General features: G+C 63.7%; 23 protein-coding genes. 9 read left to right on the top strand and 14 right to left on the bottom strand.

What is annotated here, in order from left to right:
• Positions 1-295: 295 nt before the first annotated feature.
• Positions 296-1,282 (top strand): hypothetical protein, encoded by a 987-nt coding sequence (locus AXZ77_RS15350; protein WP_098411826.1) that lies wholly within the window; start codon positions 296-298, stop codon positions 1,280-1,282.
• Positions 1,283-1,297: 15 nt separating this feature from the next.
• Here AXZ77_RS15350 and AXZ77_RS15345 read toward each other — a convergent pair whose 3' ends face one another.
• Genes AXZ77_RS15345 through AXZ77_RS15330 form a run of 4 tightly spaced genes read right to left on the bottom strand, consistent with a single transcriptional unit; the run spans position 1,298 to position 4,166 of the window.
• Positions 1,298-2,290 carry an IS1595 family transposase gene (locus AXZ77_RS15345; RefSeq protein ID WP_176536054.1) on the bottom strand — a complete coding sequence of 331 codons (993 nt, stop codon included), beginning with the start codon at positions 2,288-2,290 and terminating at the stop codon, positions 1,298-1,300.
• Positions 2,291-2,338: 48 nt separating this feature from the next.
• Positions 2,339-3,076 carry a hypothetical protein gene (locus tag AXZ77_RS15340; protein WP_098411824.1) on the bottom strand — a complete coding sequence of 246 codons (738 nt, stop codon included), beginning with the start codon at positions 3,074-3,076 and terminating at the stop codon, positions 2,339-2,341.
• A complete protein-coding gene (locus AXZ77_RS15335; protein ID WP_141536291.1) occupies positions 3,064-3,699 on the bottom strand; it encodes a hypothetical protein in 636 nt (211 codons plus the stop codon). Before AXZ77_RS15335 ends, AXZ77_RS15340 begins: the two co-directional genes overlap by 13 nt.
• The gene (locus AXZ77_RS15330; RefSeq protein WP_141536290.1) at positions 3,696-4,166 is read right to left on the bottom strand and encodes a hypothetical protein; all 471 of its coding nucleotides are present in this window, start codon (positions 4,164-4,166) and stop codon (positions 3,696-3,698) included. The genes AXZ77_RS15335 and AXZ77_RS15330 overlap by 4 nt, the downstream gene beginning before the upstream one ends.
• A gap of 394 nt (positions 4,167-4,560) precedes the next feature.
• Here AXZ77_RS15330 and ugpB point away from each other — a divergent pair, with 394 nt between their 5' ends.
• From ugpB to AXZ77_RS15310, 4 genes are all read left to right on the top strand, one after another.
• Positions 4,561-5,874 carry a sn-glycerol-3-phosphate ABC transporter substrate-binding protein UgpB gene (ugpB, locus tag AXZ77_RS15325; protein ID WP_098411821.1) on the top strand — a complete coding sequence of 438 codons (1,314 nt, stop codon included), beginning with the start codon at positions 4,561-4,563 and terminating at the stop codon, positions 5,872-5,874.
• Between the two features lie 68 nt (positions 5,875-5,942).
• The gene (gene ugpA / locus AXZ77_RS15320) at positions 5,943-6,824 is read left to right on the top strand and encodes a sn-glycerol-3-phosphate ABC transporter permease UgpA (protein WP_078520423.1); all 882 of its coding nucleotides are present in this window, start codon (positions 5,943-5,945) and stop codon (positions 6,822-6,824) included.
• Between the two features lie 32 nt (positions 6,825-6,856).
• Complete coding sequence (gene ugpE, locus AXZ77_RS15315; RefSeq protein ID WP_078601076.1) at positions 6,857-7,693, top strand: sn-glycerol-3-phosphate ABC transporter permease UgpE; 837 nt, start codon at positions 6,857-6,859, stop codon at positions 7,691-7,693.
• A gap of 9 nt (positions 7,694-7,702) precedes the next feature.
• On the top strand, positions 7,703-8,755 hold the full coding sequence (locus tag AXZ77_RS15310; RefSeq protein WP_098411820.1) for an ABC transporter ATP-binding protein: 1,053 nt from the start codon (positions 7,703-7,705) through the stop codon (positions 8,753-8,755).
• On the opposite strand, the gene bhcR is transcribed toward AXZ77_RS15310, so the two are convergent.
• Complete coding sequence (bhcR, locus tag AXZ77_RS15305) at positions 8,752-9,552, bottom strand: HTH-type transcriptional regulator BhcR (protein WP_098411819.1); 801 nt, start codon at positions 9,550-9,552, stop codon at positions 8,752-8,754. The genes AXZ77_RS15310 and bhcR overlap by 4 nt on opposite strands.
• Before the next feature lie 196 nt (positions 9,553-9,748).
• On the opposite strand from bhcR, the gene bhcA reads away from it, so the two are divergent.
• Positions 9,749-10,942, top strand: coding sequence for an L-aspartate--glyoxylate aminotransferase BhcA (gene bhcA, locus AXZ77_RS15300; RefSeq protein ID WP_098411818.1), 1,194 nt, complete (start codon positions 9,749-9,751; stop codon positions 10,940-10,942).
• 6 nt (positions 10,943-10,948) lie between these two features.
• Here bhcA and argE read toward each other — a convergent pair whose 3' ends face one another.
• The 4 genes from argE to cysD form a co-directional block, all read right to left on the bottom strand.
• Positions 10,949-12,103 carry an acetylornithine deacetylase gene (gene argE / locus AXZ77_RS15295; RefSeq protein ID WP_098411817.1) on the bottom strand — a complete coding sequence of 385 codons (1,155 nt, stop codon included), beginning with the start codon at positions 12,101-12,103 and terminating at the stop codon, positions 10,949-10,951.
• A gap of 4 nt (positions 12,104-12,107) precedes the next feature.
• On the bottom strand, positions 12,108-13,292 hold the full coding sequence (locus AXZ77_RS15290) for a M24 family metallopeptidase (RefSeq protein WP_098411816.1): 1,185 nt from the start codon (positions 13,290-13,292) through the stop codon (positions 12,108-12,110).
• Positions 13,293-13,426: 134 nt separating this feature from the next.
• Positions 13,427-15,334: a sulfate adenylyltransferase subunit CysN gene (gene cysN / locus AXZ77_RS15285; RefSeq protein ID WP_098411815.1), complete on the bottom strand. Its 1,908-nt coding sequence runs from the start codon at positions 15,332-15,334 to the stop codon at positions 13,427-13,429.
• Positions 15,335-15,392: 58 nt separating this feature from the next.
• Complete coding sequence (gene cysD, locus AXZ77_RS15280) at positions 15,393-16,328, bottom strand: sulfate adenylyltransferase subunit CysD (protein ID WP_255266516.1); 936 nt, start codon at positions 16,326-16,328, stop codon at positions 15,393-15,395.
• Between the two features lie 83 nt (positions 16,329-16,411).
• Here cysD and AXZ77_RS15275 point away from each other — a divergent pair, with 83 nt between their 5' ends.
• A complete protein-coding gene (locus AXZ77_RS15275) occupies positions 16,412-17,389 on the top strand; it encodes a helix-turn-helix transcriptional regulator (RefSeq protein WP_141536289.1) in 978 nt (325 codons plus the stop codon).
• Here AXZ77_RS15275 and AXZ77_RS15270 read toward each other — a convergent pair.
• The 5 genes from AXZ77_RS15270 to AXZ77_RS15250 all read right to left on the bottom strand — a co-directional run bounded on the left by AXZ77_RS15270 (position 17,386) and on the right by AXZ77_RS15250 (position 22,604).
• Complete coding sequence (locus AXZ77_RS15270) at positions 17,386-18,135, bottom strand: sulfite exporter TauE/SafE family protein (protein ID WP_098411812.1); 750 nt, start codon at positions 18,133-18,135, stop codon at positions 17,386-17,388. The two genes, AXZ77_RS15275 and AXZ77_RS15270, sit on opposite strands and share 4 nt — an antisense overlap.
• Before the next feature lie 12 nt (positions 18,136-18,147).
• On the bottom strand, positions 18,148-19,140 hold the full coding sequence (locus AXZ77_RS15265) for an MDR family oxidoreductase (RefSeq protein ID WP_098411811.1): 993 nt from the start codon (positions 19,138-19,140) through the stop codon (positions 18,148-18,150).
• 11 nt (positions 19,141-19,151) lie between these two features.
• On the bottom strand, positions 19,152-19,793 hold the full coding sequence (locus AXZ77_RS15260; RefSeq protein ID WP_098412576.1) for a TetR/AcrR family transcriptional regulator: 642 nt from the start codon (positions 19,791-19,793) through the stop codon (positions 19,152-19,154).
• 174 nt (positions 19,794-19,967) lie between these two features.
• Positions 19,968-22,334 carry a Tex family protein gene (locus AXZ77_RS15255; RefSeq protein ID WP_098411810.1) on the bottom strand — a complete coding sequence of 789 codons (2,367 nt, stop codon included), beginning with the start codon at positions 22,332-22,334 and terminating at the stop codon, positions 19,968-19,970.
• Between the two features lie 99 nt (positions 22,335-22,433).
• Positions 22,434-22,604, bottom strand: coding sequence for a DUF2256 domain-containing protein (locus AXZ77_RS15250; protein WP_098411809.1), 171 nt, complete (start codon positions 22,602-22,604; stop codon positions 22,434-22,436).
• Positions 22,605-23,047: 443 nt separating this feature from the next.
• Between AXZ77_RS15250 and AXZ77_RS15245 the strand changes: the two genes are divergently transcribed.
• Positions 23,048-23,527, top strand: coding sequence for an invasion associated locus B family protein (locus AXZ77_RS15245; RefSeq protein ID WP_098411808.1), 480 nt, complete (start codon positions 23,048-23,050; stop codon positions 23,525-23,527).
• Positions 23,524-25,089 (top strand): ShlB/FhaC/HecB family hemolysin secretion/activation protein, encoded by a 1,566-nt coding sequence (locus AXZ77_RS15240; RefSeq protein WP_176536053.1) that lies wholly within the window; start codon positions 23,524-23,526, stop codon positions 25,087-25,089. The genes AXZ77_RS15245 and AXZ77_RS15240 overlap by 4 nt, the downstream gene beginning before the upstream one ends.
• Positions 25,090-25,102 lie beyond the last annotated feature (13 nt).

Raw genomic sequence — 25,102 nt, 5'->3', positions numbered from 1 at the left:
CGAATACCACGAATTCGCAGACGTTTATGGCACCCAGAATGTCCACATTGGCCGGGTTCGGGGCGCGGTCGGCAAGGACAGTCGTTTTGGTCTGATCGAGCCGGTTATAGGAATTGATCAGCAGGTACTGCTCGCCCAGCGGCCTGTCGTCGTCCTTTTGATATTGGGGGTGTCCGCAAACCGTGTTGGCGCCCGCTCGACTCCAGCACTCTTTCCGGTAACCGAGTATCTTCTTTCGCCCTTGTTGAAATAGCCCCACATTCACTCAAACGGAATGATGCAGGAGAAATCTGTCATGGACTGGAAGAAGAGGAGTCTTCGTGAGCTCGCTCGCATGATCTGCGGGGACGAGGAGGCGGGTCCGTATTTCCCTTACCGTTCCAGCTCCTTCCTTACCGAATTTTTCGAGGACTGCGACCTTGAGTATGTCCATGACGGCAGCACACGTTGGCGCTGGGTGGCGGATCGGCTTGAAGAGGTCATGGCGCTTCCTCAGCAGTCGCCACAACTTCCTCCCGACCCGTTTATTCGCATCATTCAAACACTGCTCGACAGCGGGGAAGCGCAGACAGGAGACGACGACCGCGCCAGTGCGCTGTCTGCCGTGAATACGGTGCTGCGGCGAGAAGGTTGGGAAGTTTTCTACGATGATGGCGCCATCGCCCAGATGCGGCACATCAAGACGAACACGATCGCCCAACTCGTAAATCCTCATCGTCCCTTGTCGTCAGTGGAGATCGCGCGTGGGAAGCATCTTTCCGACTATCTGGACCGGTGCTCCGAAGATGAACTGATCGAGGAAGTGCTCTTACCCCTGTTCCGACAGTTGGGTTTCCACCGCATTACTGCGGCGGGTCACAAAGATAAGGCCCTGGAATACGGCAAGGATGTCTGGATGAAATATACGCTCCCGACACTGCACGTGCTTTACTTTGGCATCCAGGCAAAGAAGGGAAAGCTGGACTCCGCTGGAGTGGGCAAGTCTGGAAATGCAAACGTCGCAGAGATTCATAACCAGGTCAGTATGATGCTGGGCCACGAAATATTCGATCCAGAGCTGAACCGGAGGGTCTTGGTTGACCATGCGTTCATCGTAGCCGGGGGCGAGATCACGAAGCAGGCCAGGAACTGGCTGGGCGGAAAGCTCGACGCTTCAAAACGATCACAGGTGATGTTCATGGATCGAGGCGATATTCTCAATCTCTTCATCACGACGAACCTTCCACTTCCTGCCGGCGCACTCCCTGAGCAACCTGCTGAGGATGATGAGATCCCTTTCTGATACTTGGGCCGTCGCTCAGGCTATCCGGAGTATGTCAGCGGGCTTCACCCCTGCAAGCCTGGCCTCCAGCCATCGTATGTAGCCGCAGAGGTTCTTCGTGGCCGGTCCACAGAAGGGCTTGATGAACCTTTTGTAGCGGGCGTGCAGGGAGTTCACATTCTGGATGTGATAGCAGCCTGAAGCCACGCGCGTGCCTGGCTTGCTGCCGACTACGAAGTGCTCCAAGCCGACCGCTGCCGCCAGGTTCATGTAGCCATTCGCGCCATCCGAACAGAGCACGGCATCGCCGGGCACCAGCGGCTTCATTGCGCGCTGGAGTGTCACGCCCTTGCGGTTGGGAAGGCGCCTGAAAAGGCGCGCCCCACCTCGGTCAGCGACCGTAAGAATCGGGAGTTGCCATCTGGAGAGCCCTCGCATCATCTTCAGCCCTTTGGTCGTGTAATCTTCCCACCTGGGACGGGGCGGCGCCGCGACATTCTTTGGATCTGCGAAGTGACGAACCCATTCGCGAGAACCCTTGCGCGACTCCCGCTGGTAGGTTTCATCCGCCTCGATGATTCCCGAGAAACTCGCCGCCACGCTGCTGTTCGCGATGATCAAGAATACGAGCATCCGCCAGCGCCAGACCGTGTATTTGTTGACGTCGAGCTGCGTGGCGAGCTTGCGCACCGACTTCGGTGCGGAGGTGCCCAGCATATCCCGCAGCGCCACCATGAACAGGTCCGGGCGATGAATGCGGCCGATGGCGCTGCCGGTGCGGCCGGAATAGGTCTTCTTGCAACCGGAGCATCGGTAGCGTTGGATCTTGGTGCGGGTGCGCCCCCACTTCTGGCGCCGTTCGTCACCGCAGAACGGACACTTGTGTTCTTGGTTTGTCCGTGCTTCGATCTCCGAGATTGCTTCCGTCTTTCTCCGGAGATCTCGGATCTTCGTTTGGGTATCCTCGATCTGGGCCGGGTTCAGGCGGTTGAGGGCGTTGAGAAAACGGCGAAAGTCGTGGTGTAGCAAGGGCATCCTCCGCGGGCAAAGCGGAGAGATATAAGCCATTTCAAAAGATCACGAAGCACACCAACACAGTTTGCGGACACCCCCTTGATATTTCTTGCCGATCATTTCGAAGACGAAGCCCGGAGCGATATTCCATGTCCCCATCCGCTTCGTGAGTTCGTTGATGGCGTCCTGAGCCTGCGCGTAGAATTGCGTGGCGATCTGATTGCCGAGCGTGCCCGAAAACGGCGTGCCATCGGGGATCATCAGCGTATTCGAGAGGCTCGAGAATGGCGCGTGAAATCCGACGACGCCCTCGGTGTGAACGTATCGCGCGTTCCACATCGGGTAGCCGCGCAGCATCCGTTCTGAGCCGCCCAGAAATGCGATCGCACAGGCAGAGAGGCACCGGTCGCCCTTTCCGACGAATGTAGCGAAGCCGCGGATCGAGTCTGAGAGTTTGAGGCCCTCATAGAAATCGCCGCCGTCACTGTCGAGAGAGACGACGACAGCGCGCATATTCACCCCGCCCGAAATCGGATCGAAGATCTCGCTGGCCTTGTCGGTGATCAGGTTTCTGAATGTTTCTGCGTCGCCGGGCGTGATTTCGCCTCTGATTTGAATGTGCAACGCGTTCTTGAAATCGAAGCTGTCGCCCGGCTTGGTCCCGGTGGCCATATCCACGCCGATATAAGGCAACACGAACTCATCCGTGATCGGCGGTGCCCAGTCTATATCGGCGGCGGGGGCCGGTGGGGCGATGCCGAGGACGCTCAGCGCGGCGAGGGCTGGGATCAGTCGTCGCATCTGGCCTCCACGAAATTCTGCAGGCCGGTCCCGAGACCCGCCGTGCCGAAGGTCTCACGGACTTGGGTGAGCGGGCCTTGGTAGAGGTCGGCGAAGTTGGCGGCGTAGCCGCAGAAGTAATCCGTGGCGATCTGCGCGTCGCAACGCTTGGTCGCGATGCACAACTCGACCTGATCGAAGAAATTCGCCATTTCCGACACGGCGGCGAATTGCATCTGGCGTTGCGGCGCCGGTTGTCTTTGGAACAGCAGATCGAGGAAGTTCCGCCGCTGCGCCGGGGGGATGCCGCCATCGACGGCCGTCACCTTCGCCAGATCGTCGGAATTCTCCCACCAGAATTGCGCGAGCTGGCGGCGCGCGCGGCCCGCATATTCGAGGTCGGAAAACCGCGCGACCATTTCGAGCGAGAGATCAGCCTTCCGGTCCTCGCGCCATTGGAAGATTTGCCAGCCGGTGAAGCCGAGGGCGATGATCGTGGCGGCCCACGACCCCGCTTCGATGATCCGTAGCAGGCTTATGCGCTCCCGGGACGCGACTTCGGGCGGGGCGGTATCCGTTTCAGGCGCGTCTCTGGGCACATTGGGGGCGTCTGCGGCAGGGGGCGGCGTCTGCCCCGCGCTCACTGCGGGCATCCCGAGAAATCAAGCTCGGCCACCGGAATTTCGGTTGTCTCGTCGAGCTTCGCGACCTGCTTGCGCGCGACGCGGTCAAACTCGTCATGTAGGCATTCGAGTTGTGCGCGCGTCAGCACCAGCACCGCCGCCTTGGGATTGGCGGGGATGACGGCGCCGGATTTCAGCCGCGGCAGGCCTTCGGAGTCGATGGCGGAATTGCGGCTCGTCCCCTTTGCGATCTCTGCGGCGGAGGGGTCGAAAATCCCGTCCTCGCAAAAGCCCACGAAGAGGATCGACGGGAAGTCATGGCGTTCGAAGTAATCGGTCGCATGATCGCGCAGGCATTCGGCCTGATCCCAGCGCAGGGCGGGGTTCTCAGCGGAGCTTTGGGCGAATGCTGCACCCGTCGATGCGAGGGCGATCCCTGCCGCGGCAAGGATCGGAAAGGCAGGAAACTGATACGACGCAACGAACATGACGATGATCCGAACCGAGTTGAACCATTTCAACAGGCTAACAAATCGGAGGGATTCGGCAAAGCGCGGCGGGGGCGGGGAGAAACATGCTCGGGCATTGCGCGGAGCTGTCGGTTTTTGTTCGGTTCTCGTCGAATCGCGCAAAAAAGCGCTTCACAAAATCGTGAGCGCTGGATCGGCCTATCTTCGAGAAACTTCGAAATTCCTATGAAAAATAGGGATTGAGGAGGCACGGCTCCGCATCGGGTAACGCGACCGAGCGTCAAAGCGAAAACGAAATCACTCTCTTGTTTTGTTCCTGTTACATCCGCACACTACGCCGCGTAGCGCGGAGGCTTCGCTTGGGGCCTCAGATCCATCCAACAATGAATCCCGCTACATATGGGAGGAAGACATGAAGAATTTTGCACTCGGTGCGGCGCTTGCGTCGGCCTCGCTCATTGCGCCCTTCACGGCCAATGCAGCGACGGAAATCCAATTCTGGCACGCCTTCACCGGCCGTCTCGGCGAGCTCGTCGATCAGCAGGTCAAGGACTTCAATGCCAGCCAGGACCAGTATGAGGTCGTGGCGACCAACAAGGGTAACTACTCGGAAACGCTGAACGCCGGGATCGCCGCGTTCCGCGCCGGTGAGCAGCCCGACATCCTGATGGTGTTCGAGGTCGGCACGGCGACGATGATGGCCGCCAAGGGCGCGATCAAGCCGGTCTATCAGGTGATGGCCGACGCGGGCGTCGACTTCAATCCCGACGATTATATCGGCGCGGTGAAGGGCTATTACACCACCACCGACGGCAAGATGCTGTCGCTGCCCTTCAACTCCTCGACGCCGGTTCTCTGGGTCAACCGCGACATGCTCGACGAGGCAGGCGTGGCCAAGGATGCGCCGCTGACCACCTGGGAAGATGTCGGCAAGGTGCTCGACCAGCTGAAGGCCTCGGGCGTCGATTGCCCGATGACCACCGCGTGGCAGAGCTGGATCCAGCTCGAGAACCTCTCGGCCTATCACAACGTGCCGTTCGCCAGCCAAGAGAACGGCTTCGCCGGTCTCGACGCGAAGCTGGAATTCAACGGCCCCGTTCAGGTCAAGCATATCCAGACGCTGGGTGACTGGGCCAAGAAGGGCGAGTTCATCTACAAGGGCCGCCGCAACGAAGGTGGCGCCGACTTCCGCGCCGGCACCTGCGCGCTCTTCACCGAGAGCTCGGCCGGCTACGCGGGCATCAAGTCCGAAGCCAAGTTCAACTTCGAAGTGCACCCGCTGCCCTATTGGGGTGACGTGGACGGTGCGCCGCAGAACACCATCATCGGGGGCGCTTCGCTCTGGGTGATGTCGGGCAAGGATGACGACCACTACAAGGGGGTCGCCGAGTTCCTGAGCTATCTCTCCTCGCCGGAAGTGCAGGCGAAGTGGCACCAGGACACCGGCTATCTGCCGATCACCAAGGCTGCGGCTGATCTGACCCGCGAGCAGGGCTTCTATGACGCGAACCCCGGCACCGATGTGGCCGTGAAGCAGATGACCGCGAATGCGCCGACCGAGAACTCGAAGGGCATCCGTCTGGGCAACTTCGACCAGATCCGCGGCATCATCGACGAGGAACTGGAAGCTGTCTGGGCCGGTGACAAGACCGCTCAGGACGCGCTCGACAACGCGGTGGAGCGTGGCAACCAGCTGCTGCGCCGCTTCGAGCAAGCCAACCGCTAACCCAAATCCGGCCGCGGGCAGGCGAGACCTGCCCGCGGCTATTTCTATTCGAAGGCCCCGATCCCGATATGGAAAAACGCGTAACCTTCAAGGGCTGGCTCTTGCCGATGCTGCTGCTTGCGCCGCAGTTGATCGTCTCGGGCGTGTTCTTCTTCTACCCGGCGGGCGAGGCGGTGTGGCAATCGCTGTTCATCCCCGATCCGTTCGGCCTGTCGATGCAATATGTGGGCCTCGGCAATTTCGAATATCTCTTCAACGACCCCTATTACCGCGCGTCCTTCGTGACGACGGCGGTGTTCTCGACCCTCGTGACACTGGTCTCGATGATCCCGGCGCTGTTCCTCGCGGTGCTGGCGGATCGGCTGGTGAAAGGGGCGGGGACCTATCGCACGCTCTTGATCTGGCCCTATGCGGTCGCGCCCGCGGTGGCCGGTGTGCTGTGGCTGTTCATGTTCAACACGCGGATCGGTGTGGTCGCCTTCTATCTCAACCAGATGGGTTACGACTGGAACCATGTGCTCAACGAGCATGAGGCGATGGGGCTCGTTGTCGTGGCGTCGGCTTGGGGGCGGATCAGCTACAACTTCCTGTTCTATTTCGCGGCGCTGCAAGCGGTGCCGAAATCGGTGATCGAGGCGGCGGCGATCGACGGGGCGCGGTTCTGGCGGCGCTTCTTCACGATCGTGCTGCCGCTCCTGTCGCCCACGACCTTCTTCCTGCTGGTCGTCAACATCGTCTACGCCTTCTTCGAGACTTTCGGCGTGATCCACACGATCACCTCCGGCGGGCCGCAACAGGCCACCACGATCCTCGTCTACAAGGTCTATGCGGACGGGTTCGTCGGTCAGGATCTCGGAAGCTCCGCCGCGCAATCCGTGGTGCTACTGGTCGTCGTGGGCTTCCTGACGGTGCTGCAATTCAAATTCGTCGAGAAGCGGGTGCATTACTGATGGCTGACATGCACAACGAACCGCCCCCGGGCATGGTGGAGAAGCGCGGCTCCGGTCTTTGGCTGACCCATGTGCTGATGATCGCGGGCGTGCTGGTGATCTTCTTCCCGATCTGGCTGGCCTTCGTGGCCTCGACGCACACGCAGCAAGAGATCGCGCAGGCGCCGATGCCGGTGATGCCGGGCTCGCACCTGATCCAGAACTACTCGGATGCGCTGTTCTCCGGTGTGAACGTGCCGGTGGCCACGATGCTGGTGAACTCGCTGGTCATGGCGCTGGGGATCGCGCTCGGCAAGATCGCGATCTCGCTCTTGTCGGCCTTCGCGATCGTCTATTTCCGCTTTCCGGGGCGGCGCTTCTTCTTCTGGATGATCTTCATCACGCTGATGCTGCCGGTCGAGGTGCGGATCGTGCCGACCTACGAGGTGGTCGCGGGATTCGGGATGCTCAACAGCTATTCCGGCCTGATCCTGCCATTGATCGCGTCGGCCACGGCGACCTTCCTGTTCCGGCAGTTCTTCCTGACGGTGCCGGACGAGCTGGCCGAGGCCGCTCGCGTCGATGGCGCGCGTCCGATGCGCTTCTTCTTCGATATCCTGCTGCCGATGAGCCGCACGAATATCGCGGCGCTCTTCGTGATCCTCTTCATCTATGGCTGGAACCAGTATCTCTGGCCGCTCCTGATCACCACCAATCCCGAGATGAACACCATCGTCATGGGGCTCAAGCAGATGTTCCCGTCGGGCGACGATATCGCCGATTGGCCGGTCATCATGGCGACCTCGATCCTCGCGATGATCCCGCCGGTGATCGTGGTGATCTCGATGCAGAAACTCTTCATTCGCGGCCTCGTGGACAGCGAGAAATAAGGGCAGACAATGGCGACCGTTGAACTCGAAAACATCAAGAAACGCTTTGGCAAGACCGAGGTTCTGCACGGGGTCTCGATCGACATTCAGGATGGCGAATTCATCGTCATCGTCGGTCCGTCGGGCTGCGGGAAATCGACGCTTCTGCGCATGGTCGCGGGGCTGGAGAGCATCTCCGAGGGCGAAATCCGCATCGGCGAAGCCCGCGTGAACGAGCGCGAGCCGATGGACCGCGACATCGCGATGGTGTTCCAGAACTACGCGCTCTACCCGCATATGTCGGTGCGCCAGAACATGGGCTACGGGCTGAAGATCGCGGGCATGGCGAAGTCCGAGATCAAGCGCCGCGTCGATGAGGCGGCGAAGCTGTTGCAGCTGTCGGACTATCTCGAGCGCAAGCCGCGCGAACTGTCCGGCGGGCAGCGGCAGCGGGTGGCGATGGGCCGCGCCATCGTGCGCGAGCCGTCGGTCTTCCTGTTCGACGAGCCGCTGTCGAACCTCGACGCCAAGCTGCGGGTGCAGATGCGCGTCGAGATCCGCGAGCTGCAGCGCAAGCTGGGCGTGACCGCGCTTTATGTGACCCACGATCAGGTCGAGGCGATGACCATGGCCGACCGGATGATCGTGATGAATGGCGGCGTGGCCGAGCAGATCGGCACGCCGCTCGAAGTCTATGAGCGCCCCGTGACGATCTTCGCCGCGCAATTCATCGGCAGCCCGTCGATGAACATTCTCGATGCCGAGGTGCGCGGCGGTCAGGTGATGCTGGGCCATGTCACGCTCGGCCCGACCGATCTGCCCGATCGCCCCGTCAGTCTCGGGATTCGGCCCGAACACCTGCATCCCGACGGTAACGGGCCGCTGACGCTGAATGTTACCCTGTCCGAGCCGCTGGGGGCGAATACGCTCCTGCACGGCACGCTCGAAGGGCGCGGCGAGGCAATGACGGCGGCGCTGCCGGGCGTGCATATGGAGAAGCAGGCGGCGGGGCAGGTGCGGCTCTCGGTGAATGCCGAGGACCTGCATCTCTTCGATCCGAAAACCGGTCAGCGGCTGAATTAAGCCGCCCCGATCCGGTGGCTGATCGCTTTCGCCGCCTGAGCGACCGCGTGCCCGAGGGCGGGCAGGCGGCTATCGGGAATTCGCTGCACGGGACCGGAGACCGAAATCCCCGCCACCGCGTCGCCATGCGCGTCGAAAATCGGCGCGGCGATGCAGCGCATGCCCAGCGTACGTTCTTCATCGTCCACCGCGTAGCCCCGCGCCGTGACCCGCGCCAGTTCGGCACGCAGCGTCGGCGCATCGCCGATCGTGCGGTCATTGAACCGCGTGAAGTCGTACTCTGCGAGGAGTTGGTCGAGCCGATCCGGGGCATAGGTGCTCAGAAGCGCCTTGCCGATGCCCGACGCGTGCAGCGGAGCGACCGTGCCTGGCGGGAAGAACGCCCGGATCGGATCATGCGTCTCCACCTGCCCGGTGAACAGCACCTGTCCCGCGCGCTCCACGCCCAGATTTGACGTCTCCCCGGTCGAGCGCATCAGATCCTGCATCAGCGGCCGCGCGCGCTCGAACACATTGGTGCGGCGCAGGAAGGCCGAGCCGATGCGGAAGGCTGCCGGGCCGATATGCCAGTCCTGCGCATCGGGCTCCACGAAATCGCGGGCATGCAACGTGGCCAGAACCCGGTGCATCGTCGCCGGAGACTGGTCCAGCTCGCGCGCGATGGCGCTCAGAGACAGCCCGCCATGCCGCGCCAGCAGGTCCAGCACGTCGAGCGCCCGGTCCAGCGCGAGGATCGTGCCCTGCGCGGGGTCCGTGTTGAAGCCTTTCGGGCGGCCCTTCCGGCGGGGCATGGTCATCGGGCGCACCTCTGAGTGGCAAAAAGAAATATCTTACACAGTATAAAACAAAATCTAATTTCACTGTATGAAAAACTCAAAGCCCTGAATTCCCTCCGAATTCTTGGCTGATGCGGCGCAAACGCCCACGATCCGTAAAAATTTCTGCGTCAGCCCCGCCATGGTAGAAACGCTTCCGACACATGGAGGAGGCGTCATGATCCATCTCAATCCCGTTTTCATTCCGGGCCCGACCAACATCCCCGAGACGTTGCGCAAAGCCGTCGATATTCCGACGATGGATCACCGCAGCCCCGGTTTCGCCGATATCATCCACCCGGCGCTGGACGGTGTGAAGAAGGTGCTCAAGACGACCACGGGCGAGGCCTTCGTCTTCCCCGCGACCGGCAGCGGGGGCTGGGAGACGGCGATCACCAATACGCTCTCGCCCGGCGACAAGGTTCTGGCCTGCCGCAATGGGATGTTCAGCCATAAATGGATCGACATGTGCCAGCGCTACGGGCTGGAGGTCGAGGTGGTCAGTGTGGCCTGGGGCGAGGGCATCCCGGTCGAGCGCTTCGCAGACATCCTCGGCGCCGATACGGGCCACCAGATCAAGGCGGTGCTCGCCACTCATAACGAGACCGCAACCGGCGTGACCTCGGATGTCGCGGGCATCCGGCGCGCGATGGATGCGGCGGGGCATCCGGCGCTGTTCTTCGTGGATGGCGTCAGCTCGATCGGGTCGATGGAGTTCCGGATGGATGACTGGGGCGTCGATGTGGCCGTCACCGGCAGCCAGAAAGGCTTCATGCTGCCGCCGGGCCTCGCCATCACCGGGTTCTCGCAAAAGGCGCTGGAGGCGGTCGAGGGCGCGAAGCTGCCGCGTTGCTTCTTCGACATTCGCGACATGCGCACGGGCTACGCGGCCAACGGTTATCCCTACACGCCGCCGGTGGGGATGCTGAACGGGTTGAAAGCGTCCTGCGACATGCTGCTGGAGGAAGGGCTGGGCAATGTCTTCGCCCGCCATGCCCGGATCGCGGAAGGCGTGCGCCGTTCGGTGGCGGCCTGGGGGATGGAGCTTTGCGCCGTCTCGCCCGATCTCTACTCCAACAGCGTCAGCGCGGTGCGTGCGCCGGACGGGTTCGACGCGAGCCGGATCGTGGCGCAGGCGCTCAACACCTATGGCGTGGCCTTCGGGGGCGGGCTGGGCGATGTCGCGGGCAAGGTCTTCCGCATCGGGCATCTGGGTCTGATGACCGATGTGATGGCGCTCTCGGGGCTGGCCACGGCCGAGATGGCGATGGTCGATCTCGGCCTGCCGGTGGAGCTGGGCAGCGGGGTTGCCGCAGCCCAGGCGCATTACCGCGAGACCGCCGCCACCCCTGTGCGACAAGCCGCCGCGTAAGAGCGGTCAGGTTCGGGCGCTGGCGAGCCTTCCCAGCATCGTCAGCGCCTGATCCATCTGCTCGAGCGAGACGAATTCGTCGGCCTTGTGGGCCTGCTCGATCGAGCCGGGCCCGCAGATCACCGCATCCATCCCGAGCGACTGGAACAGCCCGGCCTCGGTGTTGAAGGCGACGCAGCCTGCATGGTTCTGACCCGTCAGAGCGAAGACCAGATCGCGCGCGGCATTGTCGTCCATCGGCTCGAGCCCCACGACCTCGCCGATGGTCTCGGTAGCGATCCCGGCCTCTGGCGCGATGGCACGCATCTCGGGCAGCAGCGTGTCTTCGACGTAGCTCGCGATCTCGCCTTTGACGAACTCCATGTCGGCGGCGTTGATCGGGCGCATTTCCCAGGCCAGTTCGGCACGGGGCGCGATCACGTTATGCGAGATGCCGCCTTTCAGCGCGCCCACGTTGAGCGTCGTCTGCGGCGGGTCGAAGCGCGAGCCTTCGGGGCAGCGTTTGACAAGTTCGGCGCGCAGCTCGAACAGGCGGTTGATGTAGCGCACCGCGTATTCGACCGCGTTCACGCCCTTCTCGGGGGCGGAGCTGTGACCCGGCAGACCCTCGAAGCGCACGGTATATTCGCAGCAGCCCTTGTTGCCGTCGAAGACCTGCATCGAGGTCGGCTCGCCGATGATGCAAAGCGCGGGTTTGACCGGGCGTTTCGCGAGCAGCTTCACCAGTTCCTGCGCGCCCAGACAGCCGACCTCCTCGTCATGGGTGAAGGCGAAATGGATCGGGCGGGTTTTCGCGGCCTCGGCCAAGAGGTCGAGCGAGCCGAGACAGGCCGCGATGAACCCTTTCATGTCGCAGGCACCGCGCCCGTAGAGCTTGCCGTCGCGCTCGGTCATGTCGAACGGATCGCCGGTCCAGTCCTGATCGGTGACCGGCACCACGTCCGAATGGCCCGACAGCACCAGCCCGCCGTCGCGCGGCGCGCCCAGTGTCGCGAAGAGGTTCGCCTTGTGGCCGCTCTCGTCGATCATCACCTCCACTGCCGCGCCGACGGTTTCCAGCCGGTCCGCGATATAGTGGATGATCGGCAGATTGCTGTCGGTCGAAATCGTCGGGTAGGCGATCAGGTCCGAGAGGATCGCGCGGGTGGTGTCGATCCGCATGGGCTCAGTCCTTGATGAACAGTTTGCGCTCGACATTGCACAGGGGCAGGGCGGGGCCGTCCTCGGTGATCACGATGGTTTCCGTCGTCTCCATCCCCCAATGATCCATCCAGAGGCCGGGCATGAAGTGGAAGGTCATGCCGGGCTCCAGGATCGTCTCGTCGGTGTCGCGGATCGAGACGGTGTGCTCGCCCCAATCCGGCGGGTAGGAGCAGCCCACCGCATAGCCCGCGCGGTTGGGCCGTTCGATGCCGACCTTGGCGAGTTCTACATTCAGCGCGCGCGCGATGTCGCAGGCGCGGTTGCCGGCGCGGGCGACCTCGATCCCTGCGTTCAGCCCTTCGGTCAGGGCCTCGGACGCGTCGATCATGTGTTGCGGCGGTTTGCCGAGGAACACGGTGCGGCAGAGCGGCGCGTGATAGCGGCGGTAGCAGCCCGATTGTTCGACGAAGGTCGCCTCGCCCGCCTTCAGCGCCTCGCCGTTCCATGTCAGGTGCGGCGCGGAGGCGTCGGGGCCCGAGGGCAGCATCGGCACGATGGCCGGGTAATCGCCCCAGCTGTCTTCCTCGCCCTGCACGGCGGTACGATAGAGCTCGCCCACTAGATCGTGCTTGCGCAGCCCCGGCTCGGCCAGTTCCATCGCGCGTTCGATCACCAGTTCGGAAATCCGCGCGGCGCGGCGCATGAAGCGCAGCTCCTCGTCGGATTTGATCAGGCGCTGCCAGTTCACCAGCACCGAGGCGTCGAGCAGTGTGGCCTCGGGCAGCCCTTCATAGAGCGTCGCATGCGCCTTCGCGGTGTAGAAATAGGTCTCCATCTCGACACCGATCCGGGCCTTGCCGTAGCCCATGATCCGCAGGTGCGAGGCGAGGTCTTCCATCGGGTGCATGATGTCGGATTGCACCATCGCGTCGTTGTAATGAAGGATGTTCTCCTCCTCCATCCAGACGGTGCGGCGCGCGCCATTGGCATCCATGAAGCGCCCCCACCAGTAGGGCGCGCCTTCCATCGGCAGGATCACCCCCTGATGGGTGTAGAAGGACCAGCCGTCATAGCCCGTCAGCCAGAACTGGTTCGAGGGGTTGGTGATGAAGAGAATGTCGATCTCGCGTTGCGCCATCGCCGCACGCACGAGCGCGATCCGGCGGGAGTATTCGAGTTCGCTGAAGTGCACGTTTTCGATCGGCATTCGGGCTTCTTTCTGCTGGCGTTATCTCGCGCAGGTTGGGGCGCGCCCCCGAGCGAGGTCAAGGCCAAAACGAAAACGTGCGGCCCCCGGGAGGGCCGCACGTTCGTGTGATTTGGGGCGGTGGATGTAACCGCTTACGGAATGAGCCGCTCGATGATCAGATCGGCCGCTTCCTCGGGGCTGATCGCGGTGGTGTCGATCCGCATCTCGGCGTTCTCGGGCGCCTCATAGGGCGAGTCGATGCCGGTGAAGTTCTTCAGCTGACCGGCGCGTGCCTTGGCATAAAGCCCTTTCACGTCGCGCGCCTCGGCCACTTCCAGCGGCGTGTCCACGAAGACTTCGAGGAATTCGCCCGGCTGCATCATCGCGCGGACCATGTCGCGCTCGGAGCGGAAGGGCGAGATGAAGGCCGTGACCACGATCAGGCCCGCATCGGTCATCAGCTTCGCGACCTCGCCGACGCGGCGGATGTTCTCCACGCGGTCGGCCTCGGTGAAGCCCAGATCCTTGTTCAGGCCATGGCGCACGTTGTCGCCATCGAGCAGGAAGGTGTGGCGGTTCATCCGCGCCAGCTTCTTCTCGACGATATTGGCGATCGTGGATTTGCCCGAGCCCGAGAGACCCGTCAGCCAGACCACGGCGGGTTTCTGGTGCTTCATGTTGGCATGATGCTCGCGCCCGATATCGGTCGCCTGCCAGTGGATGTTCTGAGCCCGGCGCAGCGCGAAGTTGATCATCCCCGCAGCCGCCGTCTGGTTGGTCATCTTGTCGATCAGGATGAACCCGCCCAGATCGCGGTTCTCGCCATAGGGCGCGAAGGGGATCTCGCGGTCGGTGGTGATGTTGGCCACGCCGATCGCGTTCAGGTCCAGCGTTTTCGTCGCCAGATGCTCCTGCGTGTTGACGTTCACCTCGTATTTCGGCTCGTGGACGGTCGCCGAAACCGTCTGCGTGCCGATCTTCAGCCAATAGGCGCGGCCCGGCACCAGTTCGGTCTCGTCCATCCAGACGATTGTGGATTCGAACTGATCGGCGACCTCCAGCGGCTCTTTCGCGGCGACGATGACCTGACCGCGCGAGCAGTCGATCTCGTCGGCGAGCGTGATCGTCGTGGATTCGCCTGCCACCGCCATGTCGCGGTCGCCTTCGAGGCTGACGATCCGCGCGACCGTCGAGGTTTTTCCCGAGGGCAGCACACGGACCTCGTCGCCCGGTTTCACGGTGCCCGAGGCGATCAGCCCGGAGAAGCCGCGGAAATCGAGGTTCGGGCGGTTCACCCATTGCACCGGCATCCGGAAGGGGCGCTCCTGATCGGAGGTCACGTCCACTTCGACCGCTTCGAGGTAGGGCAGCAGCGAGGGGCCCTTGTACCAAGGGGTGTTCTCGCTCGGGCCGGTGATGTTGTCGCCCTTGAAACCCGAGATCGGGATCGGGGTGAAGCCTTCGATACCGATGCTGTCGGCGAAGGTTTTGTAATCGGCCACGATCTCGTCGAAGGTCGCCTGATCGTAATCGACGAGGTCCATCTTGTTCACGGCCAGCACGATATGGCGGATGCCAAGCTGGTGGACGAGATAGGAGTGGCGCCGCGTCTGGGTCAGCACGCCTTTGCGCGCGTCGATCAGGATCACGGCCAGATCGGCGGTCGAGGCACCGGTGACCATGTTGCGGGTATATTGCTCGTGGCCGGGGGTGTCCGCGACGATGAACTTGCGCTTCTCGGTTGCGAAGAAGCGGTAGGCCACGTCGATGGTGATGCCCTGTTCGCGCTCGGCGGCGAGACCGTCGACCAGCAGCGCGAAGTCGATCTCCTGGCCTTGGGTGCCGACGCGCTTGCTATCGGCCTCAAGGGCTGCCAGCTGATCCTCGAAGATCATCTTGCTGTCATAGAGCAGCCGCCCGATCAGCGTCGATTTCCCGTCATCGACCGAGCCGCAGGTGATGAAGCGCAGCATGGTCTTGTGTTGATGCGCCTCGAGATAGGCGTCGATATCCTGCGCGATCAGCGCGTCGGTCTTGTAGATCGGATCGTTGGTCGTCATGTCGGCTCACCTGATAGGGTGGAAATGAGGGCGCGCGTGCGGCTCGGGAGGGGAAGGCTCAGAAGTAGCCTTCCTGTTTCTTCTTCTCCATCGAGGCGCTCTGATCGTGGTCGATCGCGCGGCCCTGACGCTCGGAGGTGGTGGTCAGCAGCATTTCCTGAATGACTTCCGGCAGGGTCTGCGCGTCGCTCTCGACGGCCCCGGTCAGCGGGTAGCAGCCCAGCGTGCGGAAGCGGACCGAGCGCGTCACCGGCTTCTCGCCGTCGCGCAGCGGGAAACGGTCGTCGTCCACCATCAGGATCAGTCCGTCGCGTTCCACCGTCGGGCGCGGGGCCGAGAAATAGAGCGGGACGATCTCGATCCCTTCAAGGTGGATGTATTGCCAGATGTCCAGCTCGGTCCAGTTCGAGATCGGGAAGACGCGGACGCTCTCGCCCTTGGCCTTCTTGGCGTTGTAGAGACGCCAAAGCTCGGGGCGCTGGTTCTTCGGATCCCAGCGGTGATTGGCCGAGCGGAACGAGAAGACGCGTTCCTTCGCGCGGGATTTCTCCTCGTCGCGGCGCGCACCGCCGAAGGCCACGTCGAAGCCGTGCTTGTCCAGCGCCTGTTTCAGCCCTTCGGTCTTCCACATGTCGGTATGCAGCGAGCCGTGATCGAACGGGTTGATCCCCTTGGCCTTCGCCTCGGGGTTCTGATGCACGATCAGCTCCATGCCCGCATCCTTCGCGGCCTTGTCGCGCAGGTTATACATCGCCTGGAATTTCCACGTCGTGTCGACATGCATCAGCGGGAAGGGCGGCGGCGACGGGTAGAAGGCTTTTTTCGCGAGATGCAGCATCACCGCGCTGTCCTTGCCGACGGAATAGAGCATGACCGGATTATCGGCTTCGGCCACGACTTCGCGCAGGATGTGAATGCTCTCGGCTTCGAGCCGCTGCAGGTGAGTCAGGGTCTTGTTCATGAGGGAGGTCTCTGTCTGAACGCGGTTTTCCAAGATATAGGCCTCGGGTTTTGCTGGATAACCCCCCAAATGGGGGGTAAATACGGCTTATGTTGGGTCAGTCCGAGAACACACTGTTGATCAACGCGCTCTTCGCGGCGGCGAGTGAGGCGGGAAAGGCTGGCTGGGTGCGCTTTCTCGAGCGGCTGTGTGCGGTCGCTCATGCCGAGGGCGCTGCGGTGCAGATTCTCGCGAACGAGGGGGAGGGCGCGGGCTGGCAGGTTGGCAGGATTGCTTTGCCCGATGCTGCGCACCTGCACCCTATGCGTCTGGACCGCGTCTATTCGCAGATCGATCTGCCGGGCGAGCTCGAATGGCCCGGACCGCTCCGCGCGCTGAAAGTTGCGGCGGGGGCGGCGGGGCAGGCTGTGTTGATGATCGCGCGCCCGCATCGGGATTTTCGTGCGGCAGAGGCGCTGGCGCTCTCGACCCTCGCGCCGCATCTGGGGCAGGCGATGATGATCCGCGAGGCGCTCGGTGGCGAGCGAGCCCGTGCTGCGCGTGATACTGAGGCTGCCGAAGCGCTCGGCGCTGGCTGGGTGGTGCTGACGCCTGCGGGCACGGTGCTCGCATTCGATCCGCGCGTGGCGGCGAAGTTCGACGCGCAGGGCTGGTTGCGGCTGCGGATGGGCGCGCGCCCGGAATTCGTCGATCCCGACGCCGCGCTGCGCTTTCGTCAGACATTGGCGAGGCTCGGGGAGGGGCGGGAGGTCGCCCGGCCGATCCCGCTTGGCCCTGACGGGCGGGGCGTGCTGCGGCTCGCGTCGGGGCAGTGGCGGGGTAGCCCCGCGCTGATCGGCCATCTGCGTGACATGCCGCGGGCCGAAGCTTTGCCGGTTGCGCGGATCGCCGGGGCGCTCGATCTCAACCGCTCCGAGGCGCGGCTTGCGGCGCTTCTGTGCGACGGGGCGAGCCTGCGCGAGGCAGCCGAGCGGCTGGGTTGGACGCTGGAGACCGCGCGCTCGACCTCGAAGCAGATCTACGCCCGCGCCGGGGTCAGCGGCCAGACGGAGCTGTTGCGCAAGATGTTCGGCTCGGCGCTCTGGCTGGGTTAGCCGCGTGCGAAGAAGACCGCCGCCATCACCAGCCCGACCGCGATGATGAAGCCGCGCAGCAGCGCCATATTCGTGATCCGCTTCGACAGATGCGCGCCCAGATAGCCGCCGACGGCGCTTGCGACGCCCAGCACCAGCACCGCCTGCCAGTCGATCAGCCCGGCCACCGCATAGGTCACGACCGAGACCAGCGACAGCACCGCCGAGACGAGGTTCTTCAACCCGTTCATCGCGTGCAGATCGGTAAAGCCGATCAGCCCGAGCGCGGCCAGCAGCATGATCCCAAGCCCGCCGTTGAAATAGCCGCCGTAAATCGTCACCGCCATCAGCAGGGCAAAGGCCGACACCGCGCCCATCGTGCGGCCCGAGCGCTGGAGCGCTTTCAGCAGCAGCGGCCCGAAAGCGAAGGCCGCCGTCGCCAGCAACAACAGCCACGGCACCACGCCTGCGAACAGTTTCTCGGGGGTGATCAGCAGCAGGAGAGCGCCGAGGAAGCCGCCTGCGACTGCCGCGATCAGGATCGTGCGCAGCGCCATCGGGCCCTTGTGGCGCAGCTCGTGGCGGAAGGCCCATGCGCTCGACAGATAGCCGGGCAGGGCCGCCAGCGTCGCGGTCGCATTCGCGGTGATCGGCGGCACGCCGGTCCAGACGAGCGCGGGGAAGGACAGGAACGTCCCGCCGCCCGCGACCGCATTCAAAGCGCCCGCCGCGAGACCGGCGAGCGCGAGGATCAGAAAAGACAGCATTCTCTACCGTAATCAGCCAAGCTCAGGTGCGACCGGAACGACGATCCGCCCGCGGATCTTTCCTTCGAGGAATTTCGGCGCGGTTGCAATCACGTCTTCCAAGGCGACCTCGGTCTCCATCGCGGCGAGCTTGTGCATGTCGAGATCGGCGGCCAGGCGGCGCCATGCCTCGACGCGGTCGTTGATCGGGCACATCACGCTGTCGACGCCTGCGAGCGTCACGCCGCGCAGGATGAAGGGGGCCACGGAGGTCGGCAGGTTCATCGAGCCCGCCAGACCGCAGGCCGCGACGGTGCCGCGATAGGTCATCATCGACAGGACATTGGCGAGCACTTCGCCGCCGACCACGTCGACCGCACCGGCCCAGCGTTCCTTGTTCAGCGGGCGCGGTTTGCCCGAGACCTCATCGCGCGCGACGATCGAGGAAGCGCCAAGCGATTTGAGATAGGCTTCCTCTTCGGGGCGTCCGGTGACGGCGGCCACGGTGTAGCCCAGCTTGCCCAGAAGCGCGGTCGCCACGCTGCCCACGCCGCCGGTCGCGCCGGTCACGACGACCTCGCCGCTCTCGGGCGTCACGCCATGCGCCTCGAGCGCCATCACGCAGAGCATTGCCGTGTAGCCTGCAGTGCCGATCGCCATCGCCTGACGCAAGGAGATCCCGTCGGGCAACTTCACAAGCCAGTCGCCCTTCAGGTGGGCGCGCTCGGCCAGCCCGCCCCAGTGCTTCTCGCCCACGCCCCAGCCGTTGAGCACGACCCGGTCGCCCTTGGCGAAATCGGGATGCTTGCTGTCGGCCACGATGCCCGAGCAGTCGATGCCCGGCACCATCGGGAAGCTGCGCACCACGGGGCCCGCGCCGGTGATCGCCAGCGCGTCCTTGTAGTTCAGCGTCGAGTAGGCGACGTCGACGGCCACCTGTCCCTCGGCCAGATCGGGCAGGTCGATCTCCTTGAGCGCGGCGCTCTGGGTCTCTTCGGGTTTCTCGATCAGAATGGCTTTGACCATGGGGTATCCTTTCAGCTTCGGGCGAGCCGCAGGAAGCCGTCGGTAAAACGGCGCAGCGGCTCGGGGTTGCGTTGAAGTTTGGTGCGCAGGACCGCGCCTTCCCAGCCGGTCCAGAAGATTTCGGCGAGTATCTCGGGGTCTTGGGTGGCGGGCACTTCGCCCGTTGCTTGACCCGCACGCAGGCAGTCCGCGACCAGCGCCTGCCATCTTTCCAACACGGCGATGAGGCGGGCGCGATACTCCTCGGGCAGCCTGCTCATCTCCTGTCCGAGATTGCCGATCAGGCAGCCGCGGCGGAAATCGTATTTCGCCATGCCCGCCTCGGCGTCGCGGGTGAAGGCTTGCAGTCGAGCGAGTGGCGTCAGGTCGGCGCGGTCGAGCGAGCGGGAAATCTTGTCGCGGAAAAAAGCGCCGTAGGCTTCGATCAGCTCGGCGCCGAACGCGGCCTTGTTCGGGAAATAGTGGTAGAAGCTGCCCTTCGTGACACCGGCGGCCGCGGTGATCTCGTCGAGGCCGACATTGGCGTAGCCACTCTCGGTCAGCTGTGCGAGCCCCGCCCGGATCAGTGCCTTGCGTGCGGCCTGATCGTCCGGCTTGCGCGGCGGACGACCTCGGCGGCGGGGGGCGTTGGAATCGGGGGCAGTGGCGCTCATGGCCATTTAATATACCAATCGGTATGATAAATAAAGTGCCGCGACGACGGTTGTCCCTCAGCCGTCCGAGCGCAGCGCGACCGGCGAGCCGTTTTCCAACGTCACCTCGCGCAGAGCCCGTACGGAGCCTGCGTGTCAGTCAAAATCCGAAAGGATGGAGCCGCTTGGCCCGACTTATCGCCGGTTCATCGCATCGCGCAGCGCCGCGCCGAACGCGCCATTGCCGCTGTCTTTTTCCGGCGCCTTGCCTTGGCCCTTGCCGGGCCCTTTGCCACGGGGGCCTTGCGGGCCGGGTTTGCCCCGGTCCTGACCCTTGTCCTGCCGCGCCGGACCTTTGCCCCGGGCAGGAGCGCCGCCCTCGGATTGCTTGCGCATCGACAGGCCGATCCGTTTGCGCGGGATGTCGACCTCGGTCACGCGCACGCGCACCACATCGCCCGCTTTCACCACCTCATGCGGATCCTTCACGAAGCGATCCGCGAGCTGGCTGACATGCACGAGCCCGTCCTGATGCACGCCGATATCCACGAAGGCGCCGAAGGCGGCCACGTTGGTCACGGTGCCCTCGAGGCTCATCCCCGGCTTGAGGTCCTTGATATCCTCGACCCCATCGGTGAATTGCGCCGTCTTGAACGTGGGACGCGGGTCGCGGCCGGGTTTTTCCAGTTCCGCGAATATGTCGCGGATCGTCGGCAGGCCGAAATCGCCGGTCACGAATTGCTCGGCGCGCAGGTCTTTCAGCGCGGTCGGCTGGCCCATGATCTCGCGGATGTCGCGACCGCAGCTTTGCACGATCTTGCGCGCGACCGCATAGGCTTCGGGGTGAACCGAGGAGGCGTCGAGCGGCTCTTCGCCGTCACGGATACGCAGGAAACCCGCGCATTGCTCGAAGGCTTTGGGGCCGAGCCCCGCCACCTCCATCAGCGCGCGGCGCGAGGGGAAGGCGCCATGCGCGTCACGATGCGCGACGATGGCTTGCGCCAGCGCGGGCCCGAGCCCCGCCACCTGCGCCAGAAGCGGTGCGGAGGCCATGTTGAGATCGACGCCCACCGCGTTCACCGCATCTTCGACGACAGCCTCCAGTGCCTGCGACAGACGGCGCTGATCCACGTCGTGCTGATACTGGCCGACGCCGATGCTCTGCGGTTCGATCTTCACCAGTTCCGCCAGCGGGTCCTGCAGGCGCCGCGCGATCGAGACCGCCCCGCGCAGGCTCACATCCAGATCGGGGAATTCGCGCGCGGCCAGTTCCGAAGCCGAATAGACCGAGGCGCCCGCTTCCGAGACGACCACTTTCGTCGGCGCGCGCACCCCCGGCGGCAGCAGCTTCAGCGTGTCGGCGACCATGCGTTCGGTCTCGCGGCTGGCGGTGCCGTTGCCGATGGCGATCAGCTCGACCCCGTGGCGTTTGACCATGTCGATGATCTTCGCCTCCGCGCCGCGCAGATCCATTTTCGGCTGGAACGGGTAGAGCGTCGCGGTCTCCAGAACTTTGCCGGTCGCATCGACCACTGCCGCTTTCACCCCGGTGCGGATGCCGGGATCGAGGCCCAGCGTCGTGCGCGGACCGGCGGGCGCTGCCAGCAGCAGGTCATGCAGGTTGCGCGCGAAGACCTTGATCGCCTCGTCATGGGCGCGCTGGCGCAGCTCGCCCAGCAGATCGACATAGAGCGAGACCGAGAATTTCACCCGCCAGGCCCACCGCGCCACGTCGCGCAGCCACAGATCGCCGGGACGCCCGGCTTGGGTGTCAAGGGTCGCGGCGATCTTGCCGATCGCGCGGTCTTCACCGGTCTCGGGATCGGGCGCGATTTCCATCGTCACGATCTCTTCCTTCGCGGCGCGCAGAATGGCGAGCGCGCGGTGGCCGGGAATGTCGGCCCATTTCTCGCGATGGTCGAAATAGTCCGAGAACTTCGCGCCCGCCTCTTCCTTGCCGGGCACCACGCGCGCGGCGATGAAGGCCTCGGCGCGCATGAAGTCGCGCAGGGTGCCAAGCAGCTCGGCGTTTTCCGACAGTTCCTCGGTCAGGATGTCGCGTGCGCCGTTCAGGGCGTCCTTCGCCGTGGGCACGGCCTCGGTCACGTAACCCTCGGCCAGCGCCTCGGGCGCAGCGTTCCGGTCCTCCTGAATCGCGCGCAAAAGCGGCTCCAGCCCGTTCTCGCGCGCGATCATCGCCTTGGTGCGGCGCTTGGGTTTGAACGGCAGGTAGATGTCTTCGAGCGTGGCCTTGCTTTCGGCCCGCGCGATCGAGCGTGCCAGGTCGTCGGTCAGCTTGCCCTGCTCACGGATCGAATTGAGGATCGTCTCGCGCCGCGCCTCCATCTCGCGCAGATAGCCCAGCCGATCCGAGAGCTGTCGCAGCTGCGTATCGTCGAGCCCGCCCGTGACCTCTTTGCGGTAGCGCGCCACGAACGGCACGGTCGCGCCGCCATCGAGAAGCCCGATCGCCGCGGTCACCTGTGCGGGCTTCGCCGCGATATCCGTGGCGATGGTCTGCGCGATGCGGGCTTGGACGGGGGCGGAATCGGTTTGGGCCAAGGCTGTCTCCTGATGCGGTCGGGTTGCCAGCAATAGCCGCCTGCTCGGGCGGGGAAAAGGGGCAAGACCGGGGGGCGGGCGCTGCGCGCGACGACTCGCTCAAGCGGACGGATCGCGGCGCGTAGGCGTAGTGCCATGCCGTGCAGAGCGTCGACAACGTTCCGAACAATAGCGCACCGACTCCCAATCGCGGGCCCATTTCCGGCGCCAGGAAAATGGCTTTGTGCAGAATGCGCAGGTTTTCGTCGGGAGATCGGATTTCTGTCGCATTTTCATTTCTATAGCCCCTTTGCATTTTGCATTTGGGGTACGCGGGTGGTGCTTCGAGGGATCGAAACTATTATCAGAGATTTGCGTTTTGCAATCACGTGGGCGTGATGATCGCATCAAGATGAGGCGAGTTTCGAAAAGTGAATCAACTATGGGTTGATTTCACAACTTGTTGTAATTGAACGGAAAAACTATTCGTTGACATAACGTCACGTGCTTTACTAAACGTAAATCGCCTGAAGACGCATGGTGTCGGTCATCGCCGTGGATATGCCGAAAGTTCGGTCCGGGCGTTATGGCCATTTGGTTCAGTATCGGTGCTGATTTCAAATGGGTGACGCGTGCGTATTCTATCTCGATCAAAGCGATTTATTCTGCTGGGACGGTCTCGCCATTCGGCGGATTTCGTATTTCGTCGGGACGTATTTTCCATTTTGAGATTAGTGCTATTTCTCGTCCTGTCACTCGGCGGGGTCGCGGCGATGGCCGAAGCTGCGCCGCAAAGCTGGACGTTTCGCGACTGGAAGGTGAGCTGCCCGCAGGCGGCCGGGCCTTGCATCGCCGCGACCACGACCCTCGCGGCGGATCGTACCTGGCTCGCGACCCTGCGAATGCAGCCCGAACGCGACGGCGGCGCGCGTTTGCAGGTGCTTTTGCCACAGCAGATCCATATCGGCTCCGGCGCTTTCGCGAAGCTTTCGGGTGGCGCCGAGCAACGTCTGCGGCTTATCCGCTGTGTGCGCGGCGCCTGCGAGGCGCGCCTCGACCTGCCTTCGCCTGCGCTTGATGCGTGGAAGGCCGCCCGCGCAGCCCAATTGACCTATCGACCTGCCCCCAACGCACCGCCGATCCGCTTCGACGTGTCGTTGATGGGGCTGACCAATGCCCTGGCGCAGGCCCGGGACGAGGAGACGCAAAAGTGAAGTCCCTGCTGCTGACGATCCTTCTGGCTGGCGCGACGCTTACGGCGCCGCTGACGGCGGCCCATGCCGAAGCGCAGGCGAAACAGAACGCCAGCCCCGGCTCTGTCAGTGTGCAGACCTTCACCTTGTCGAAGATCGAGTTCGATCAGTCGAGCTATCTCAAGCCCGAACAGCTGCAAAAGGTCGCCGATCAATATACGGGCCGTCCGATTAGCTTCGACGATCTGACGACGATGATCAAAGAGATCAAGCGGCTCTACATCGTCGCGGGGGTGCCGACCGCAGAGCCCGTCTTGCCGCCGCAAGAAATCCGCAACGGGGTGCTGCATGTCGCGTTGATCGAGGCGAAGGTCGAGTCGGTGAAGATCGACGGCTTCCCGCGCACCAACCCGTCCTTTCTGCGAGACCGGCTCGCGCTGCCGCTCAACGAAAAGCCCGATTTCGAAGAGATCGCCCGCGATCTGCGCGTCTTCGATCTGTCCTACGATATCCAGCCCTCGCTGAAGTTTTCGCCGGGCACCGCGCCCGGGACGACCGTCGCGACGATCTATGGCGAGTCTCCCAAGCGCTTCACCGCGACCCTGTCGGCCGATAATTACGGCCGCCCCGAGACGGGTCGCGCCCGGGGCTCGCTCTTCGTGCGTTGGTCGAGCGTGACGGGCGTGCGCGATGCGCTCTCCTTCCAGGCGCAGAAGTCGAAAGGCGCTTCGGCCTATTCGCTGGGCTATTCGCGCCCGATCGGGCCGAAAGGCGGGGTCGCGACGGCAGCGATCAGCCGGTCGACCAGTTCGATCATCGGCGGCGAGTTCGTGCCGGTTCAGATCACCTCGGATTCCACCAATTTCACCGTGAATTACCGCCGCCCGTTCAAGATCGGACCGGATCGCTATTTCACCTTCGAGGGCGGCTTCGATACCGGGCGAGACAAATCCAAAGCGGGCTCGCTCGGGTTCTCGGATATCACGCTGCGCGAGATCTATGCGATCGGGCATTTCTACCGGCAATGGCCGAAAGCGCGGGCGAGCCTCGGGCTTGGAGTGCGGCTCGGGCGGGCGGATGCGAAGGCCACCTCTCAGACCGAGGGCTCGTATCAGTTGCTCTATGGCGACGCGAGCTTCAGCACGCCGCTGGGCAAGGCGCTGCAGTTCGACGCGACCGCGAATTTCCAGTTCGCGCCGGGGCAGAACCTTCCGGTGTCGCGTCTGATTACCGCAGGCGGTGTGGGCAGCGTCCGCGGCTATCCGAGCGAGGTGCGCGGCGGCGATTCCGGGGTCGTGCTGAACCTGCAGGTCTCCAAGCGCGAACCCTTCTCGTGGATGAAGGGGCGGCTGAACGTGCGGCCCTTCGCCTTCGTCGATGCGGCGGTCGTCGTGCCTTACCGCGCCTCGGGTGGCTTCGATTCCAGTCAGGACGTGCTGGCCTCCATCGGGATCGGGGCGGCGACGGCCCTGCACAAGAAAGTGGCGCTGCTGACGAGCGTCGGCGTGCCGCTGAAAAAGACACTTGGCTTCACTGATGTGGGCAACCCGACGGTCTATGTCGGACTGGATTACAAATTCTGAGGAGAAATGAGGG

The sequence above is a fragment of the Thioclava sp. ES.031 genome (assembly GCF_002563775.1).
Classification (GTDB): Bacteria; Pseudomonadota; Alphaproteobacteria; order Rhodobacterales; family Rhodobacteraceae; genus Thioclava.
Note: the sequence above shows the minus strand (reverse complement) of the source record. Positions and strands in the feature narration are given on the sequence as shown.